The following is an 18,199-nucleotide window of genomic DNA, read 5'->3' on the forward strand; positions in this document are numbered from 1 at the left end:
CTACTCTCCACCAAGATCGGAAAAGGGTTTGAGCCCCGTCAATAACCCATACAGACCGTGCAGCGGCACGGGCAGCCAGGTGGGGCGATTTTCGGCTTCATAGGCCACTTCGTAGGCCGCTTTCTCCAGACCGAACAACGCCAGTGCGGCGTCGGCACCTTCAGGATCTTGCCAGGCATGATCAAGACTAGCTGCTGCCTGACGATATGCCTGGAGAAAGGCTTCCCGGGCTTCACGCAGGTAACGCTCCGTGACCCGCCGACGCGCGGCTTCGGCCTCGGGGCTGTTGTCGACGTTGTGCACATTCAGCGCCATGGCCGCGGCATAGTCGAAGGAGCGCAGCACTCCGCTGACGTCCTTGTACGGACTGTGCTTGCCTCGGCGTTCGGCCAGTGGCCGCGCCGGCTCACCTTCGAAGTCGATCAGATAGGCATCGCCCTTGATTACCAGCACCTGCCCCAAATGCAGATCGCCGTGGACGCGGATCCGCAGACCGCCGGCGGATTGCTTGGCCAGTTCCTGCACGTGGGCAAGGATGGTTTTCTTGTTGTCGAGCAAACGAGCGACCAGCTTCTGATCCGCCGCGTCCAGTTCGCCCTGATGTTGCTTCAGGAGCTTCAGGGCATGTTCGACCTGCGCCGCGACATCCTTGCCGGTCGCCTGGGCATCCTTGGCCGAACTGACTTGCGGCGCGAAGTCCTTGTTGTCGCTCGGCGCTGCCAATACCTGATGCATTTCCCCCAGACGCTGGCCGAGCATGCCGGCGAAATCCTTCAGCTCACCGAGGGCGTTGTAGTGTTGCGCCTGTTCGGAAACAGCGTCGGCCAGTTCATCGCGCAGCGCCCGTTCGAGGTTGTTCTGCGTCCATTCCCAGGCGTCGCCCTGATTGCTCAGATAGCCCTGTGCAATCATCAATAGATTGTCTTCACCATCGGCGCCGCGGCGAATCACCGAACCCAGCAGCGGTGAGATATTGGCAAATCCGGCCGCGGTCAGGTAAGCGCTCATCTCCAGTTCCGGGTGTACGCCGGAAGCGACTTTGCGGATCAGCTTGAGCACCAGACTGTTGCCGATCACCACCGAGCTGTTGGATTGCTCGGCGGACAGATAGCGCACTTCGGATTCCGCACCGAGGCCGAGTTTTTCCAGTTGCGGCGTTGCCTCGAAACGGATCTCGCCATCACTGGATTCCAGCACCGTACCGCCCTGCATGCCTTGCAGCACCGCGCGAACAAATGCTTCAAGACTGAAAGCATCGGTGATCAGCCCGACCTGGCGAACCCGGCGCACACGGGCCAAGGCCAGTTGTTGCGGCAACGCCGGCCCGACCTGATCTTCGGCAATGAAGCCGAACGGCAGTTGATACCGGCTGGTTTGCCCGCCGCTCTGCACTTCGATTTCGCTGAACAACACCGGATGCTGCGCATCGCCGAAGCGCACGCCGTAGGCCAGTTTCACCTGTTCGATGGCCGCGTCCTTGCCGGCAAACCAGCGGCGGTTCTGCAGCCAGCTCGGCAGGATCGCCTGTTCGAGGGTGGCCCGGGACGGTGCTTCGAGCAGTTCCTCCATGCGCTTTTTCAGCACCAGCGTGGTGAAGTCCGGCAGGCTCTGCGCAGGTTCCACGTGCCAGCTCGGCATCTGGTTTTCCGCCGCCAGACCGAACCAGTAGAAACCGTAGGGCGGCAGGGTCAGCAGGAAACTCAACTGGCCGATGGGCGGGAACGCGTTACCACCGAGCATTTCCACCGGCACCATGCCGACGTAAGCCGACAGGTCGAGTTCCACCGCTTGTGCACTGCGTGACACGTTGGCTACGCACAGAATGATTTCGTGCTTGCCGTCCGGCCCGGTGTATTCGCGGGTGTAGGCCAGAACGCGACGGTTGGCCGGCGACAACATCTTCAAGGTGCCACGACCGAACGCCTTGGATTGCTTGCGCACGGTCAGCAGGCGTCGGGTCCAGTTCAGCAGCGAATGCGGATCGCCGGCCTGGGTTTCGACGTTGACCGACTGATAGCCGTATTGCGGGTCCATGATCGGCGGCAACACCAGACTGGCCGGGTCGGCGCGAGAGAAGCCGCCGTTGCGGTCGATCGACCATTGCATCGGCGTACGCACGCCGTCGCGGTCGCCGAGGTAGATGTTGTCGCCCATGCCGATCTCATCGCCGTAATACAGGGTCGGCGTGCCGGGCATCGACAGCAGCAGGCTGTTGAGCAGTTCGATGCGGCGGCGGTCACGTTCCATCAACGGCGCCAGACGCCGGCGGATGCCGAGGTTGATCCGTGCGCGACGGTCGGCCGCGTAGTAATTCCACAGATAGTCGCGTTCCTTGTCGGTGACCATCTCCAGCGTCAGTTCATCGTGGTTGCGCAGGAAGATCGCCCATTGGCAGTTGGCCGGGATCTCCGGGGTCTGGCGCAGGATGTCGGTGATCGGGAAGCGATCTTCCTGGGCCAGCGCCATGTACATGCGCGGCATCAGCGGAAAGTGAAACGCCATGTGGCATTCGTCGCCATTCACGCCCTCGGCGTCGGTATCACCAAAATACAGCTGGGTGTCTTCGGGCCATTGGTTGGCTTCGGCCAGCAGCATGCGATCAGGGTAGTTGGCGTCAATCTCGGCGCGGATCTGCTTGAGAACGTCGTGGGTTTCCGGAAGGTTTTCGTTGTTGGTGCCGTCGCGCTCGATAAGGTACGGAATGGCATCCAAGCGCAGGCCGTCGATGCCCATGTCCAGCCAGTAGCGCATGACCGACAGCACCGCTTTCATGACTTGCGGGTTATCGAAATTCAGGTCCGGCTGGTGCGAATAGAAGCGGTGCCAGAAGTATTGGCCCGCCACCGGATCCCAGGTCCAGTTGGACTTTTCGGTGTCGAGGAAAATGATCCGGGTGCCGTCGTATTTCTGGTCGTCATCCGACCACACGTAGAAGTCCCGCGCCGCCGAGCCGGGCTTGGCCTTGCGCGCCCGCTGAAACCACGGGTGCTGATCGGAGGTGTGGTTGATGACCAGCTCGGTGATCACCCGCAGGCCACGCTTGTGTGCTTCGGCAATGAACCGTTTGGCGTCGGCCATCGTCCCGTAATCGCTGTGGACGCCCCGATATTCGGCGATGTCGTAACCGTCGTCGCGGCGTGGCGAGGGGTAGAACGGCAACAGCCAGATGGTGTTGACGCCAAGATCGGCGATGTAATCGAGTTTGGCGATCAGGCCGGGAAAGTCGCCGATTCCGTCGTTATTCGAATCGAAAAAGGATTTGACGTGAACTTGATAGATGACCGCATCCTTGTACCAGAGCGGATCCTTGATAAAGGTGGCTGCCTTGGGTTTCTTCGCCATGTGAAACTCCTGTTGAATTCATTGAAGCCGAAGCTGCTTCTGATCGTTCCCACGCTCCGCGTGGGAATGCCGCCATGGACGCTCTGCGTCCGCTTTGGGACGCGGAGCGTCCCGGTATGCATTCCCACGCGGAGCGTGGGAACGATCAGGAACCGATCAAGTCGATCAGGAAGAAGTGATGCGCCAGATTCCAAACGGCTGATATGCCGGGTCGATCCGCATGAACTGGTACTTGCCGTGCCAGTCCCAGCGATGGCCGTTCATCAGGTCTTCGCCGTGGGTGGTGGCATCGTCCGGCAGGCCCATTTCCCACAGCGGCAGCTCGAAATTCGCCTCCTGCACGTTATGTGGATCGAGGCTGACGGCGACCAGAATGAAGTTGCTGCCGTCTGCACTGCGCTTGCCGAAATACAGAATGTTGTCGTTCCAGGCGTTGTAGATCTTCAGGCCCAGATGGCTGTGCAGCGCCGGGTTCTGGCGGCGGATGCGGTTGAGCTGGGCGATCTCGGCAATGATGTTGCCGGGCTGGTTGAAGTCGCGGACGCGGATCTCGTACTTCTCGGAATCGAGGTATTCCTCCTTGCCCGGCACCGGCGCCGATTCGCACAGTTCAAACCCCGAGTACATGCCCCACAGGCCCGAACCCATGGTCGCCAGCGCCGCGCGGATGAGAAATCCGGGACGTCCCGATTCATGCAGGAACGCCGGGTTGATGTCCGGGGTGTTAACGAAGAAATTCGGCCGGTAGCATTCGCGCCACGGTGATTCATTGAGTTCGGTGAAGTAGGTCGCCAGTTCGGCCTTGGTGTTGCGCCAGGTGAAATAGGTGTAGCTCTGGGTGTACCCGACCTTGCCCAGCCGCGCCATCATCGCCGGGGTGGTGAAAGCCTCGGCGAGGAAGATCACTTCCGGGTACAGCGTGCGGACATCGGCGATCAGCCATTGCCAGAACGGCAACGGTTTGGTGTGCGGGTTATCGACGCGAAAGATCTTCACGCCCTCCTGCACCCAGCCGACCACGATGTCGCGCAGCTCGACCCACAGGCTCGGAATCGCTTCCGGTGCGTAGAAGTCGACGTTGACGATGTCCTGGTATTTCTTCGGCGGGTTCTCCGCGTATTTGATCGTGCCGTCCGGTCGCCAGTTGAACCAGCCCGGATGCTGCTTGAGCCACGGGTGATCCTGAGAACACTGGATCGCGAAGTCGAGAGCGATTTCCAGACCGTGGTCAGCGGCAGCGGCCACCAGCCGACGGAAGTCCTCACGGGTGCCGAGTTGCGAGTGAATCGCTTCGTGGCCGCCCTCCTCGCTGCCGATCGCATACGGGCTGCCGGGATCGTCCGGGCCGGCGCTCAGAGAATTGTTGCGCCCCTTGCGATGGCTGCGGCCAATCGGGTGGATCGGCGTGAAGTACAACACGTCAAAACCCATGTCCTGAATCATCGGCAGGCGAGAGTGCACGTCATTGAAGGTGCCGTGGCGGGCGGGATCGTCGGTGATCGAGCGGGGAAACAGTTCGTACCAACTGGCGAATTCCGCCAATTCGCGCTCGACGTCCACCGGGAATTCCGCACTGAGGCTCAGGTAGGCGCGGTGATCGGCCTCGGCCATCAGTTGCGCACTGCGCGAGTGCAGAAACAACGCGACCTGCTCGGTTTCGAGCAGGCCGGACAATTCGTGGTGCAGAGCGGCCAGTTGTTCGCTGAGCTGACCTTCGCTGCGCTCGCCGGCCTGCTGCACCATGGTGCGTCCCTCTTGCAGCTCGAGGCTGACCGGGACGCCAGCGGTGTGCTTTTTCTCCAGTTCGTACTGAAAACTGGCGAACTGGTCGATCCAGGCTTCGATCAGGAACAGATAACGGCCCATGCGCTGCGGCTGAAACACACCGCGCCAGCCATTGTTGCCCTGATCGCTCATGACTTCGGTCTGCCAGGTCTCGTCACCCTCTTCGCGCCAGCGGATGCGCACCGCCAGTTTGTCGTGACCGTCGGCGAACACCTTGCTGGTGACCACGATCTCCCGACCTGCGATCGCCTTGACGGCAAACTGCCCGCCGTCGAGGGTCGGCATGGTGTTTTCAATGACGATGCGCGGCAACAGCAAGGCCTGCGACAGCGGCATGTGCGGGTTGTAGCTCTGTTCGGAAGGTTTTTCAGCAGTCATTGAGCATCTCTCCTTAACGCCCCAAGGACGCTCGTTTGCCTGTTTGGCGGTCACGGTCGGGCCTGGGCCCAGATGAACTCTCTCAGGTTCCGAGCGGCCGTCGCCGGGAAAAGTTCACAGGGATTTGCCGCGCTACAAAATCGGATCGATTTCGCAGTGAAGTGGTCAATCCACTTAAGCACGTCCCACGCCAAGTGCCACACGGAGGTTCACCCGATGACTATTCCAATTCCCGCTGAAACACCCGATCCGAACATCGACAAACCGACCCTGCCCGAAACCGAACCGCAACCGATCCCTGAACAGGAGCCGCCTGGCACCACGCCACCGCCCAAGGAAGAACCGCCGACGACCATGCCGCCGGTAATCGTCTGATCAGCGTAGGTCGTTGTGGTCTTTCTCGATGCGGTCCTTCTCGATGTGATCCTTTTCGAAGACCCTGACGATCCGCGGCATGACACTGAAGATCCCCAACGCGAGCAACGTACTGAGCACCGCCGTCGCTTCACGGCCCAATCCGGCCGCGACGCCGATGGCGGCGGTCATCCACAGGCCGGCGGCGGTGGTCAGGCCCTTGACGTGACCTTCGTCGCCTTCGTGGTTCTTGAGGATGGTGCCGGCGCCGAGAAAACCGATCCCGGCAATTACCCCTTGCACCACCCGGCTCATGGCATCGGCCTGGGAACCGGACAACTGCGGCACCAGCACGAACAACGCGGCGCCAAGGGCTACCAGCATGTGCGTTCGCACCCCGGCGGCCTTGCCCTTGTGCTCGCGCTCAAACCCGAGAATCCCGCCCAATATGGCCGCCATCAAAAGGCGCACGGTGATCCGGGTCAGCTGCGACGCATCGCCGATATCGGCGAATTCCGCTTGCAGGGTTTCCCACACTTCATGCCACCAGGCGTTCATCGTCCAGTCCTTGTAATGAGTTGATAAAGGATGGACAGCGCCGACCATTAATCGGTTGCGTAGAACGATCTGCAGAACCGCGCACCCTAACGTCTCAGACTCCCGTGAAAAAAGGACAACCCCATGCCCCTTCGTATCGATGAAAGCAATCCGGAATCGAAAGTCTGTTTTTTCACCGTTGAGAATGGTGAGGAAATCCGGATCTGCGACACGCTGGAAGTAAAGACAGATAGCGAAAAAGCCATGTCGTTCGTCGAGGTGGAAGGACGGCGCATCTACGTCACCGAAGCCGAAGCGGACGCATTGACCGTCGCAGGCGCCCGGGATGGGCGCAAACACCTGAAGGCCGACGACAGTGATTCGGTGATTTGACTGACCTCGATCAACAACCGGCGCAGAGCTCTGGGATAGGCCTCTGCGCTTTGGCCTGCGGGCTGCTTCAAGTTGTCGCAGGCGTGGCAGAACAGCCCATCTGATACGCTTTTTATTGAAATACCTGAGTCTGTTATGCAAACAGATCGCCGCTCATAGTTCCCTGGCCTGATGGAGGCTGATGAGCGAACGACCATGAGCGAACGAATCCCCGTCCGAACCGTAGAAGTATCTCCCCGGATAAAAAAAGTCCCGGCGCGCCCAATGAAGGCGAAACACGCCACCAGCGACAACCAGATCTTCACCCGCAGCTTCACCGGCCTGTTCCGCACCTTGCGCATGAGCGGCGCGGGGTTTCTGTTTCTGTTGTTTTTCGGCACGGTATGGCTGAACTGGGGCGGACGTCAGGCGGTGCTTTGGGACCTTTCCGAAAGCAAATTCCACATCTTTGGCGCGACCTTCTGGCCGCAGGATTTCATTCTGCTGTCGGCGCTGCTGATCATCGCCGCGTTCGGCCTGTTCGCGATTACCGTGTTCGCCGGCCGGGTCTGGTGTGGCTACACCTGCCCGCAGAGTTCGTGGACGTGGATCTTCATGTGGTGCGAGAAGATCACCGAAGGCGAGCGCAACCAGCGGATCAAGTTGCAGGCGGCGCCCTGGAGCTTGAACAAACTGGCGCGGCGTGCGGCCAAGCACACGCTGTGGCTGGCGATCAGTGTGCTGACCGGTCTGACCTTCGTCGGCTACTTCACCCCGATCCGGCCGCTGGCCGAAGAACTGCTGACCCTGCAGATCGGCGGCGTCAGTCTGTTCTGGGTGCTGTTCTTTACCGCTGCCACCTACATCAATGCCGGCTGGCTGCGTGAAGCGGTGTGCATGCACATGTGCCCGTATGCGCGATTCCAGAGCGTGATGTTCGACAAGGACACCCTGACCATTTCCTACGACGCCGCCCGTGGCGAAAACCGGGGCCCGCGCAAGCGCGAGGTGAAACCGGCCGAAGCCGGCCTCGGCGATTGCATCGACTGCCAGTTGTGCGTGCAGGTCTGCCCGACCGGCATCGACATCCGCGACGGCCTGCAAATGGAATGCATCGGTTGCGCGGCGTGCATCGATGCCTGCGACTCGATCATGGACAAGATGAATTACGCCCGTGGCCTGATTCGCTATACCTCCGAGCGCGAGTTGCAGGGTGGCAAGACGCATCTGCTGCGTCCAAGGCTGATCGGCTACGTCGCGGTGCTGGTGGTGATGATCGGCGCCCTCGCCCTGGCGTTGGTGGAACGACCAATGGTCTCGCTGGACGTGACCAAGGACCGTGGCCTGTTCCGTGAAAACGCTCAGGGCCAGATCGAAAACATCTACACCCTCAAGGTCATCAACAAAACCCAGCAGCGGCAGGACTACAACCTGACGCTGGTGGACGGTGAAGGCTTCGAGCTGCAAGGCAAGACCGAACTGAGCCTGGCGCCGGGCGAGATCGTCGATGTGCCGGTGTCGGTGGCGATGACCTCCGAACGCCCGGCCAGCAGCTCACAGACCTTGAGTTTCAAGATTGCCGACAGTGATGAGCCGGGGATTTATAGCGTGGCGAAGAGCCGGTTTGTTGCGCCGATGAATCGCTGATCCCTTAGAATCGCCCCCTCACCCCAGCCCTCTCCCCCGAGGGGGCGAGGGGGAAAGGGAGCAGATCTCAGTTGCTTGCAAACCCGAGTTCGACTCCGGACTTTCAAGTCGGCGTAACTCGAACAAACAACTCGTTCAGTCCCCTCTCCCTCCGGGAGAGGGCTAGGGTGAGGGGGCTTTTCCCTGACACTCTACACATTCAACCAGCACCAAGGCCCCCGATGAAACGCTACGAAAAATTCGCCGACGACATCGCTGAACTGATCCGCTCCGGCGTCCTCGGCCCCGGTCAGCGGGTGCCGTCGGTGCGCTACGCGAGCCAGACTTACGGGGTCAGCCCGTCCACGGTGTTCCAGGCCTATTACCTGCTGGAACGTCGCGGCCTGATTCGTGCCCGCCCGCGTTCCGGCTACTTCGTCAACACCTACGCCCCGAGCCCGTTCTCGGAGCCGGTGATCAGCAGCCAAGTCAACGAGTCCACCAAGGTCGACGTCAGCGAACTGGTGTTCTCGGTACTGGAATCGATCAAGGACCCAAGCACCGTGCCGTTCGGCTCGGCGTTCCCCAGCCCGACCCTGTTCCCGCTGCAACGCCTGTCCCGCTCGCTGGCCAGCGCCGCCCGAGAGATGGACCCGCGCATGGTGGTCACCGACATGTCGCCGGGCAATCCGCAACTGCGCCGGCAGATCGCCCTGCGCTACATGGTGGGCGGCCTGATGCTGCCGATGGAAGAACTGCTGATCACCAACGGCGCCCTCGAAGCACTGAACCTGTGCCTGCAAGCCGTGACCGAACCCGGTGATCTGGTGGCCATCGAAGCCCCGGCGTTCTACGCCAGCCTGCAAGTACTCGAACGCCTGAAGCTCAAAGCCGTGGAAATCCCTGTGCACCCGCGCGACGGCATCGACCTCGGCGTGCTTGCCCAGACACTGGAACGGCACCCGATCAAGGCCTGCTGGTGCATGACCAGTTTCCAGAACCCGATGGGCGCGACCATGCCCGAGGCCAAGAAACAGGAACTGGTGGAACTGCTGAAACAGCATCAGGTGCCGCTGATCGAAGACGACGTCTACGCCGAACTCTATTACGGCCAGCAGGCGCCGAAACCCGCCAAAGCCTTCGACACCGAAGGGCTGGTGATGCACTGCGGCTCGTTCGCCAAGAGCCTGGCCCCCGGCTACCGAATCGGCTGGGTCGCCGCCGGCCGCTACGCACAGAAAATCGAACGACTGAAACTGATGACCTCGCTGTGCGCCTCGATGCCGGCACAAGCGGCCATCGCCGACTACCTGCAACACGGCGGCTACGACCGTCACCTGCGCAAACTGCGCTACGCCCTGGAAGAACAGCAAAGCGCCATGCTCGCGGCCATCGCCCGCTACTTCCCGGCGCAGACACGCGTGAGCCAACCCGCCGGCGGTTATTTTCTGTGGCTGGAACTGCCACCGCAGATGGATTCGTTGAAGTTGTTTCAGATGGCGTTGGCGCAGGGCATCAGCATTGCGCCGGGGCCGATCTTTTCGCCGACCCAGCGCTTCAGAAATTGCATTCGACTGAACTACGGCAGCCCGTGGACCGAGGATGCGGAGAAGGCGATGGAGACGTTGGGGCGGATTGTGCGGTCGTTCTGAGTGGCCGCTGATCGTTGATCGTTCCCACGTCGAGGCGTCGAACCGTCCGCGTGGGAATGCCTCAAGGGACGCTCCGCGTTCCAGCTCTGGAGGGGACGCGGAGCGTCCTGGGCTGCATTCCCACGCGGAGCGTGGGAACGATCATTAACGGCCGCCGCCGAGATCGACGAAAGTCCCCGTGGCATACGAAGCCTTGTCCGACAGCAACCAGACAATCGCCTCCGCCACTTCATCCGGCCGCCCGCCCCGGGCCATCGGAATCGCCGACTCCAGCTTGCTGACCCGATCCGGGTCGCCGCTCAAGGCGTGGAAGTCGGTATAGATGTAACCCGGACGCACCGCATTCACCCGAATCCCCTCGCCCGCCACTTCCTTGGACAGACCGATGGTGAACGTATCCAGCGCGCCTTTGGACGCCGCGTAATCGACATATTCATTCGGCGAGCCCAGCCGCGCGGCGACCGAGGAGACGTTGACGATGCTGCCACCCTGCCCGCCGTGTTTGGGCGACATGCGCAGGATCGCGTGCTTGGCGCAGAGGATCGGCGCCAGCACATTGGTTTTCATGATTTTGAGAATGCGGAATTCGGACATTTCGTCGACCCGGGATTTTTGCCCCACGGTGCCGGCGTTGTTGACCAGGGCGGTGACGCGGCCCAGTTCGGTGTCGACCCGGTGAAACAGCGCAATCACTTCGTCTTCGATACTGACGTCGGCACGCACGGCGATGGCTGTGGCGCCGCGCTCACGCACCTGGTCCAGCACGTGGTGAGCGGCCTGTTCGTCGGTCTGGTAATTGATGCAGATCCGATAGCCTTGCTCGGCAGCCAACAGCGCGGTGGCGGCGCCGATTCCACGACCACCGCCGGTGATCACAATGACTTTATCCATGCTGGCCTTTCCCCCGATGCACACGTAACAGTCGGGGCAAGAATAACCGTCATTGCAGGGTTTTGCATGACCTGCGATTAGCGGCTCAGCTCACCGCCAATTGTTTGCCGCGCACGATGTCCTGCAGGAAGCGATCCGCCGGCATCGGGTGACCGAGCAGATAACCCTGCAGCGAATCGCAGCCCAGTTGCGTCAGGAAATCCTGCTGCGAATCGGTTTCCACGCCTTCAGCCACGATGCGCAGCCCCAGCGCCTGACCGAGGGCGACGATCGCCGAGACGATGGCCGCGTCATCGCTGTCGTGTTCCAGGTCACGGACGAAACCGCGATCGATCTTCAGCTCGTTGGCCGGCAGACGCTTGAGGTACATCAGGCTCGAATAACCGGTGCCGAAGTCGTCGATGGACAGGTCGACGCCCATGTCGGACAGTTCCTGCAACACCGTCATGCTCGCATCGGCGTCACTCATGGCGGTGGTTTCGGTGATTTCCAGGGTCAGGCTGTTGGCCGGTAAATGGTGGGTGGCCAGGGCCTTGGCCACGCTGCTTACCAGCCCTGCATGGCAGAACTGCAACGCCGACAGGTTCACCGCAATCCGCCAGTCGGTGTAGCCCAGCACGTACCACTCGCGCATCTGCCGGCAGGCCTCATTGAGCACCCACTCGCCAATCGGAATGATCAGCCCGGTCTTCTCCGCCAGATCGATGAACTTGTCCGGCATCAGCATGCCCTGGGTCGGATGTTCCCAGCGCAACAAGGCTTCGGCACCGACCGGACGACCGTCGGCCGCATGAAATTTGGGTTGGTAATGCAGGCTGAACTCGCCATGCTCCAGCGCCGCCCGCAAGTCCTGCAGCAATTGCAGTTGCTTGCGCGCGTTGCTGTTCATCGAAACGTCGAAGAAGCTGTAACCGTTCTTGCCGCCGCCCTTGGCGTGGTACATCGCGGCGTCAGCGTTCATCAGCAGTTCCTGAGCGCTCTCCCCGTTGCCGGGGTACAGGGCAATGCCGACGCTGGCGGAAATCTGCAACTCATGCTCGGCGACCCGGAACGACCGGGCGATCAAGCCGACCTGACGCGCCGCCAGACCCAGTGCATCGTTGGGTTCGGTCAGGCGCACCAGCAGGACAAACTCATCGCCACCGATCCGCGCCAGCGTGTCGAGGCTGCGCAAATCTTCGCGCAGACGCACCGCCACTTCGCGCAGCAACTGATCGCCCATGTGGTGACCGAAAGCGTCGTTGACCGGTTTGAAGCCGTCCAGATCGATGAACATCAGCGCAAAACAGCCGCCCTGCTCGTTGACCTTTTTCATCGCCTGATTGATCCGGTCATCCAGCAGCATGCGGTTGGGCAGGCCGGTCAGGGTGTCGTGCAACGCCAGTTGGGTGAGCTCACGGTTGGCCACGGTCAACGAATGGGCCAGATCAGCGGTGCGGGCTTCGAGGCGGGCGTCGAGAATCGAGGTCAGCAGCGCAATGGCCAGCACCGCCAGCGTGGTGATCAGCACCAGATTGTCGAGGCCGTTGCCGTTCAGACCGCTGAGTGCCGCGCCGCAGAAACTGCCCTCGGGAAACCGCGCCGCCGCCATGCCGGTGTAGTGCATGCCGACAATCGCCACGCCCATGACAATCGCCGCCCCGGCCCGAAACAGCCGCACGTAAGGCGAATGCTGACGCAGGCGAAAGGCGATCCACAGCGCTGCCGCCGAAGCGCCGACAGCGATCAACAACGAGGCGCCGAACAGTGTCGGATCGTAGTCGATGCCCGGCTGCATGCGCATCGCGGCCATGCCGGTGTAATGCATGGCGCTGATGCCGGCGCCCATGATCAACGCGCCAAAGGCCAGTTGCCAGGCCGGCAGTTTCGGCTGACTGACCAGCCACAGCGCGAAACCGCAGGACAGCACGGCGATCAGCAATGAAAGCGCCGTGATCGAAATGTCGTAACCGAGGCTGATCGGCAGCTTGAACGCCAGCATGCCAATGAAGTGCATCGACCAGACGCCGATGCCCATGGCAAACGCTCCGCCGGCCGTCCATAAATGCACGGCGCGGCCCTTGGCAGTGGCAATGCGCCCGGTGAGATCGAGCGCGGTGTAGGAAGCGAGGATCGCCACACACAGCGAAATGAAAACCAGCGTGAAGGAGTAGCTACCGATGAGCATGGGAATTCTCGTGACCACCCCGCCGTACTGCGTCCGTTCTCCGCGGGGCCAAATGCGCCGATTGTACTGATTGCGCAGAAGAACGCACTGACAAAGTAATCAAATGGCCATCAACCCGATGAAACGCTTGTTTGATCGTCTGACAAGGCTCTAGCCCGGTCGCCAGGGCACAGAACAGATCGTTCCCGTTAAAGCGACAGATCGTTCCCACGCTCTGCGTGGGAATGCCTCAACGGACGCTCTGCGTCCTGCCATGGAAGGAACGCGGAGCGTCCCGGGCTGCATTCCCACGCGGAGCGTGGGAACGATCAACGCTCTGCGTGGGAATGCCTCAACGGACGCTCCGCGTTCGGCTCTGGAAGGGACGCGGAGCGTCCCGGGCTGCATTCCCACGCGGAGCGTGGGAACGATCATGACTTCACGTCAGCGGTTATCAGTGGTTTCCAGCTCCCCGTCCCAGCCACCGCCCAGCGCCGCGATCAACTGCACACTGGCAATCAAACGGCTCTGCAGGATATTCAGGACAGTGCGTTCATTACTCAACGCCGTGGCCTGCACCGTCACCACATCGAGATAAGCAATCACCCCGGCCTTGTACTGGTTTTCCGTCAGACGCAACGAATCCCGTGCCGCATCGAGGGCTTCCTGGCGCACGACCGCTTCGTCTTCGTACACCTTCAATTGCACCAGATAGTTTTCCACCTCGCGGAAACCGTCGAGCACGGTCTGGCGGTATTTGGCCACGGTCTGGTCGTACACCGCTTCGGTGCGGTCGACTTCGGCCGAACGGATGCCGCCGTCGAACAGCGGCAAAGTCATTTTCGGCCCGACCGACCAGAAGCGGTTCGGCAGGCTGATCAGGTTCTGCGAGGTACTGCTGCTGTAACCACCGCTCATGCTCAGGCTGAAGTCGGGGTAATACGCGGCCTTGGCCACGCCGATGTTGGCGTTGGCGGCGATCACCGAGCGCTCCGCCGAGGCGATGTCCGGACGGCGCTCAAGCAACTGCGACGGCAGGCTCAGCGGAATCTGCGGCAGCTTGGGAATGTCCTGGGCCTCGGCAATATTGAATTCGGCGGGGGGCTGGCCGGTCAGTACCGCGATGGCGTTTTCGAACTGCGCCCGTTGCCAGATCAGGTCCACCAGATCACCCTGAGTGGTTTTCAGCTGGGTCTGCGCCTGCGCCACCGCGTCCCGCCCGGAAACCCCGGCGTTGTACTGGTTCATGGTCATTTTCAGCGAGCGCTCGTAAGCGGCCACTGTCGATTCGAGCAAGCGCTTCTGCTGATCGATCACCCGCAATTGCAGGTAGTTCTGCACCAGCTCGGATTGCTGGCTCAAACGCATCGCCGCCAGATCGGCATAGCTCGCCTGAGCGCTGGCCTCATTGGCTTCCAGGCCACGGCGCAATTTGCCCCAGACATCGGCTTCCCAACTCACGCCCAGTTGCGCACTGTAAGTGTCACGAATACCGCTGGAGGAACTGCTCAGGCTTGAACTGCTGCTACCGGTACCCTGACTGGAACGGGTCTTGCCGGCACTCAGATCAATACTCGGATAAAACGCGCCGCGCGCACTGCGCACCAACGCCTGGGCCTGACGGTACTGGGCCTCGGACTGGGCGACGGTCTGGTTGGAGCTGTTGAGTTTCTCGATCAGCTCGTTGAGCTGACGGTCGCCATACAGCTCCCACCACGCGCCGCGTGCCAGGGAATCTCTCGGGTTGGCCTGACGCCAGCCTTCGGCTTCCTTGTACTGGGCGATTTCGGCGGTCTGCGGGCGCTGGTAGTCCGGGCCGACGGCGCAAGCACTGAGCATCGCCACGCACAGAGACAGGCTCAGCAGGCGCGAGCCGCGGACAGTGGCCAGATTGATAAGCGAACGGTCAGTCATAGCGGAGTTTCCAGAGCGGCATCGGTGCGCACGCCACGCCATTTGTTGAAACGATGGCGCAACTTGTCGAGATAGAGGTAAACCACAGGCGTGGTGTAAAGGGTCAGCACCTGGCTGAAAATCAGCCCGCCGATGATGGTCAGGCCCAGCGGCTGGCGCATTTCCGCGCCTTCGGCCCGGCTCAGCAGCAACGGCAAGGCGCCGAGGATCGCCGCCAGCGTGGTCATCAGGATCGGCCGCAAGCGCTGCAGACAGGCGCTGCGGATCGACTCCAGCGGCGCCATGCCTTGGTGACGCTCCAGTTGCAGCGCCAGGTCGATCATCAGGATCGCGTTCTTCTTCACCACGCCGATCAGCAGGAACAGCCCGAGCAGCGAGATCAGGCTGAACTCGCCGCCCAGCACATAGATCGACAGCAGCGCGCCGACCCCGGCCGATGGCAGCGTCGACAGGATCGTCAGCGGGTGAATGTAGCTTTCATACAGCACGCCCAGCACCAGATACACCGCCAGCAGCGCACCGAGGATCATGAACGGCTGGCTCTTCTGGGTAGCGGCGAAGGCATCGGCGGTGCCGGCCATTTTCACGATCACGTCTTCCGGCAGGCCAAGTTTGGCAATCGCCCGTTCGATGGCGGCACTGCCCTGCTCCACCGTCACGCCTTCGGCCATGTCAAAGGAAATGCTCTCGGAAGCAAACTGGCCTTCGTGGCTGACCCGGTCGTCTTCCAGGCTGTTTTCATAGTGAGCGAAGGTCGACAGCGGAATCCGCGCACCGTCGGCGGTGATCACCTGGACCTGCTTGAGCGTCACCGGGTCCTGAGCGTATTTCGGATTGACCTCCATCACCACCTGATACTGGTTAAGGCTGTCGTAGATCGTGGAAATCTGCCGCTGGCTGTAGGCGTTATTGAGCACCGCCGTGACCATTTCCATGTCCACGCCCAGGCGCTTGGCCTGATCGCGGTCGACGATCAATGTCACCTGCTGCGCACCCGCGCCTTCGCGGGCATCGATGGCGGTCAGCTCGGGCAAGGCCCGCAACGCGGTGACCACTTTCGGGTACCACTCGCGCAACTCGCCCAGATCACCGCTTTGCAGAATGTAGCTGTACTGCGAAGTGGTCTGCTCGCGACCGCCGCCGAACTGCAGGTCCTGGTCGGCCATCAGCATCAGTTGAGCGCCGGCCACCTTGGGCATTTCCTTGCGCAGACGCTCAATGACCTTCTGCGCCGAGATATTGCGCTCCTTGATCGGTTTCAGGCGTACCAGCATGAAGGCGTTGTTGGTGCCGTTGGTGCCACCGATGAACCCGGCCACGCTTTCTACCGCGTCGTCCTTGAGCACGGCGCGGCGGAAGGTCTCCATTTTCGGCTGCATCACACTGAACGACAGACCGTCGTCACCGCGCACGAAACCGATCAACTGGCCGGTGTCCTGCTGCGGCATGAAGGTTTTCGGCACCACCACATAGAGGGCGACGTTCACCCCGACGGTGATGATCAGGCTCAGCAAGGTCAGGCGCCGATGACGCAACACCCAATCGAGGCTGGTGGCGTATTTGCCGACCATCCAGTCGTTGGTGCGGCGGCTCCAGCGTTGCAGGCGGTTTTCCTCGCCCGGCGTATGGGGTTTGAGCCAGCGGGCGCATAGCATCGGGGTCAGCGTCAAAGAAACCACCAGCGACACCACGATGGCCGCGGCCAGGGTGATGGAGAACTCGCGGAACAGGCTTTCGATGATCCCGCCCATGAACAGGATCGACAGGAACACCGCCACCAGCGAGACGTTCATCGACAGCAAGGTAAACCCGACTTCCTTGGCCCCGAGGTACGCGGCCTTCATCGGTTTGACGCCTTCGTCGATGTGCCGGGAAATGTTCTCCAGCACCACGATGGCGTCGTCCACCACCAGCCCGGTGGCGAGAATCAGCGCCATCAGCGACAGGTTGTTCAGCGAGAAGCCGTAGAGGTACATCACCGCAAAGGTGCCGACCAGCGACACCGGCACCGCCAACGTCGGAATCAGGGACGCACGGAAATTGCCGAGAAACAGGAACACCACCAGAATCACCAGCGCCACGGCGATCAGCAGGGTCATTTCCGCTTCGTGCAGGGTGGCCTTGATCACCGGCGAGCGATCCATCGCCAGGTTCAGTTTGACGCTGGCCGGCAGCACCGCCTGCAACGCCGGCAACTGCGCCTTGATCTCGTTGACCGTCTCGATGATGTTGGCGCCGGCCTGGCGGTTGATCACCAGCAACACAGCCGCGTCGTCGTTGAAGAAACCGCTGTTGTAGCGGTCTTCCACGCCGTCGCTGACCTTGGCCACGTCTTTCAGACGCAGGGCCGCGCCGCCGTTGTAGTGGATGATCAGCGATTCGTAATCCTTGGCTTTCTCCAACTGGTCGTTGGCCTGGATCTGCCACAGGCGCTGGTCGTCTTCGACCGAGCCCTTGGGCCGACGCACGTTCGCTTCGGCGATGGTCTTGCGCACATCGTCCAGCGCCACGCCGTACTGGTTCAGTGCCTGGGGCTCGAGTTCGATGCGCACCGCCGGCAAAGAGCTGCCGCCGATCTGCACTTCACCGACGCCCTGCACCTGGGACAGACTCTGGGACAGGATGGTCGACGCCAGGTCATAGAGCTGGCCTTTTTCCAGCACGTCCGAGGTCAGCGACAGCACCATGATCGGTGCCTGCGACGGGTTGACCTTCTTGTAGGTCGGCATGCTGCGCATCCCGCTCGGCAGCAGGTTGCGCGAGGCGTTGATCGCCGCCTGCACTTCGCGCGCCGCGCCGTTGATGTCGCGGTCGAGGTCGAATTGCAGAATCACCCGGGTCGAGCCCTGGCTGGAACGGCTGCTCATGGTGTTGACGCCGGCGATGGCGCCGAACGAGCGCTCCAGCGGCGTGGCCACGGTGGACGCCATGACCTCCGGACTGGCGCCGGGCAGGCTGGCCTGCACCACGATCACCGGGAAGTCCATTTGCGGCAGCGGCGACACCGGCAGCAGGCCGAAGCTCACACCGCCCAGCAGCATGATCGCCAATGAAAGCAGCATGGTTGCCACGGGGCGCTTGATGAAAGGACCCGAAAGATTCATAGGTGGCAACCACTAGCGGCAAGCTGCAAGCCGCAAGCTAAAAACCTGTTCCGAGTCCGCTTTTCTCTTGCAGCTCGAAGCTTGACGCTTGCAGCTGT

11 protein-coding genes are annotated in these 18,199 nt (G+C 61.6%); 4 read left to right on the forward strand and 7 right to left on the reverse strand.

The window, feature by feature from the left end:
• Together treS and CAF80_RS07985 are read right to left on the reverse strand one after the other, a co-directional pair.
• Complete coding sequence (gene treS / locus CAF80_RS07980; protein ID WP_064596283.1) at positions 1–3,342, reverse strand: maltose alpha-D-glucosyltransferase; 3,342 nt, start codon at positions 3,340–3,342, stop codon at positions 1–3.
• A 165-nt stretch (positions 3,343–3,507) separates the two neighbouring features.
• A complete protein-coding gene (locus tag CAF80_RS07985) occupies positions 3,508–5,505 on the reverse strand; it encodes an alpha-1,4-glucan--maltose-1-phosphate maltosyltransferase (protein WP_085667113.1) in 1,998 nt (665 codons plus the stop codon).
• 216 nt (positions 5,506–5,721) lie between these two features.
• On the opposite strand from CAF80_RS07985, the gene CAF80_RS28840 reads away from it, so the two are divergent.
• Positions 5,722–5,880 carry a hypothetical protein gene (locus CAF80_RS28840; protein WP_165369575.1) on the forward strand — a complete coding sequence of 53 codons (159 nt, stop codon included), beginning with the start codon at positions 5,722–5,724 and terminating at the stop codon, positions 5,878–5,880.
• Here the strand turns inward: CAF80_RS28840 and CAF80_RS07990 are convergent, their stop codons facing one another.
• Positions 5,881–6,417 (reverse strand): MgtC/SapB family protein, encoded by a 537-nt coding sequence (locus CAF80_RS07990; RefSeq protein ID WP_039768121.1) that lies wholly within the window; start codon positions 6,415–6,417, stop codon positions 5,881–5,883.
• Positions 6,418–6,540: 123 nt separating this feature from the next.
• On the opposite strand from CAF80_RS07990, the gene CAF80_RS07995 reads away from it, so the two are divergent.
• From CAF80_RS07995 to mapR, 3 genes are all read left to right on the forward strand, one after another.
• Positions 6,541–6,789: a DUF3203 family protein gene (locus tag CAF80_RS07995; protein WP_085667114.1), complete on the forward strand. Its 249-nt coding sequence runs from the start codon at positions 6,541–6,543 to the stop codon at positions 6,787–6,789.
• 195 nt (positions 6,790–6,984) lie between these two features.
• Entirely contained in the window at positions 6,985–8,415 is a 1,431-nt protein-coding gene (ccoG, locus tag CAF80_RS08000) for a cytochrome c oxidase accessory protein CcoG (RefSeq protein ID WP_085667115.1), read from the forward strand.
• A 221-nt stretch (positions 8,416–8,636) separates the two neighbouring features.
• Positions 8,637–10,046: a GntR family transcriptional regulator MpaR gene (gene mapR, locus CAF80_RS08005; protein ID WP_085667116.1), complete on the forward strand. Its 1,410-nt coding sequence runs from the start codon at positions 8,637–8,639 to the stop codon at positions 10,044–10,046.
• 144 nt (positions 10,047–10,190) lie between these two features.
• On the opposite strand, the gene CAF80_RS08010 is transcribed toward mapR, so the two are convergent.
• From CAF80_RS08010 to CAF80_RS08025, 4 genes are all read right to left on the reverse strand, one after another.
• A complete protein-coding gene (locus tag CAF80_RS08010) occupies positions 10,191–10,937 on the reverse strand; it encodes an SDR family oxidoreductase (RefSeq protein WP_039772394.1) in 747 nt (248 codons plus the stop codon).
• Positions 10,938–11,022: 85 nt separating this feature from the next.
• Positions 11,023–13,104 carry a bifunctional diguanylate cyclase/phosphodiesterase gene (locus CAF80_RS08015; RefSeq protein WP_039772391.1) on the reverse strand — a complete coding sequence of 694 codons (2,082 nt, stop codon included), beginning with the start codon at positions 13,102–13,104 and terminating at the stop codon, positions 11,023–11,025.
• Positions 13,105–13,527: 423 nt separating this feature from the next.
• Complete coding sequence (locus CAF80_RS08020; RefSeq protein ID WP_085667117.1) at positions 13,528–14,997, reverse strand: efflux transporter outer membrane subunit; 1,470 nt, start codon at positions 14,995–14,997, stop codon at positions 13,528–13,530.
• Positions 14,994–18,101, reverse strand: coding sequence for an efflux RND transporter permease subunit (locus tag CAF80_RS08025; RefSeq protein ID WP_085667118.1), 3,108 nt, complete (start codon positions 18,099–18,101; stop codon positions 14,994–14,996). Before CAF80_RS08025 ends, CAF80_RS08020 begins: the two co-directional genes overlap by 4 nt.
• Between the last annotated feature and the right edge of the window lie 98 nt (positions 18,102–18,199).

The organism is Pseudomonas sp. B34(2017), assembly GCF_002112915.1.
In the GTDB taxonomy this organism is placed as follows: Bacteria; Pseudomonadota; Gammaproteobacteria; order Pseudomonadales; family Pseudomonadaceae; genus Aquipseudomonas; species Aquipseudomonas pharyngis.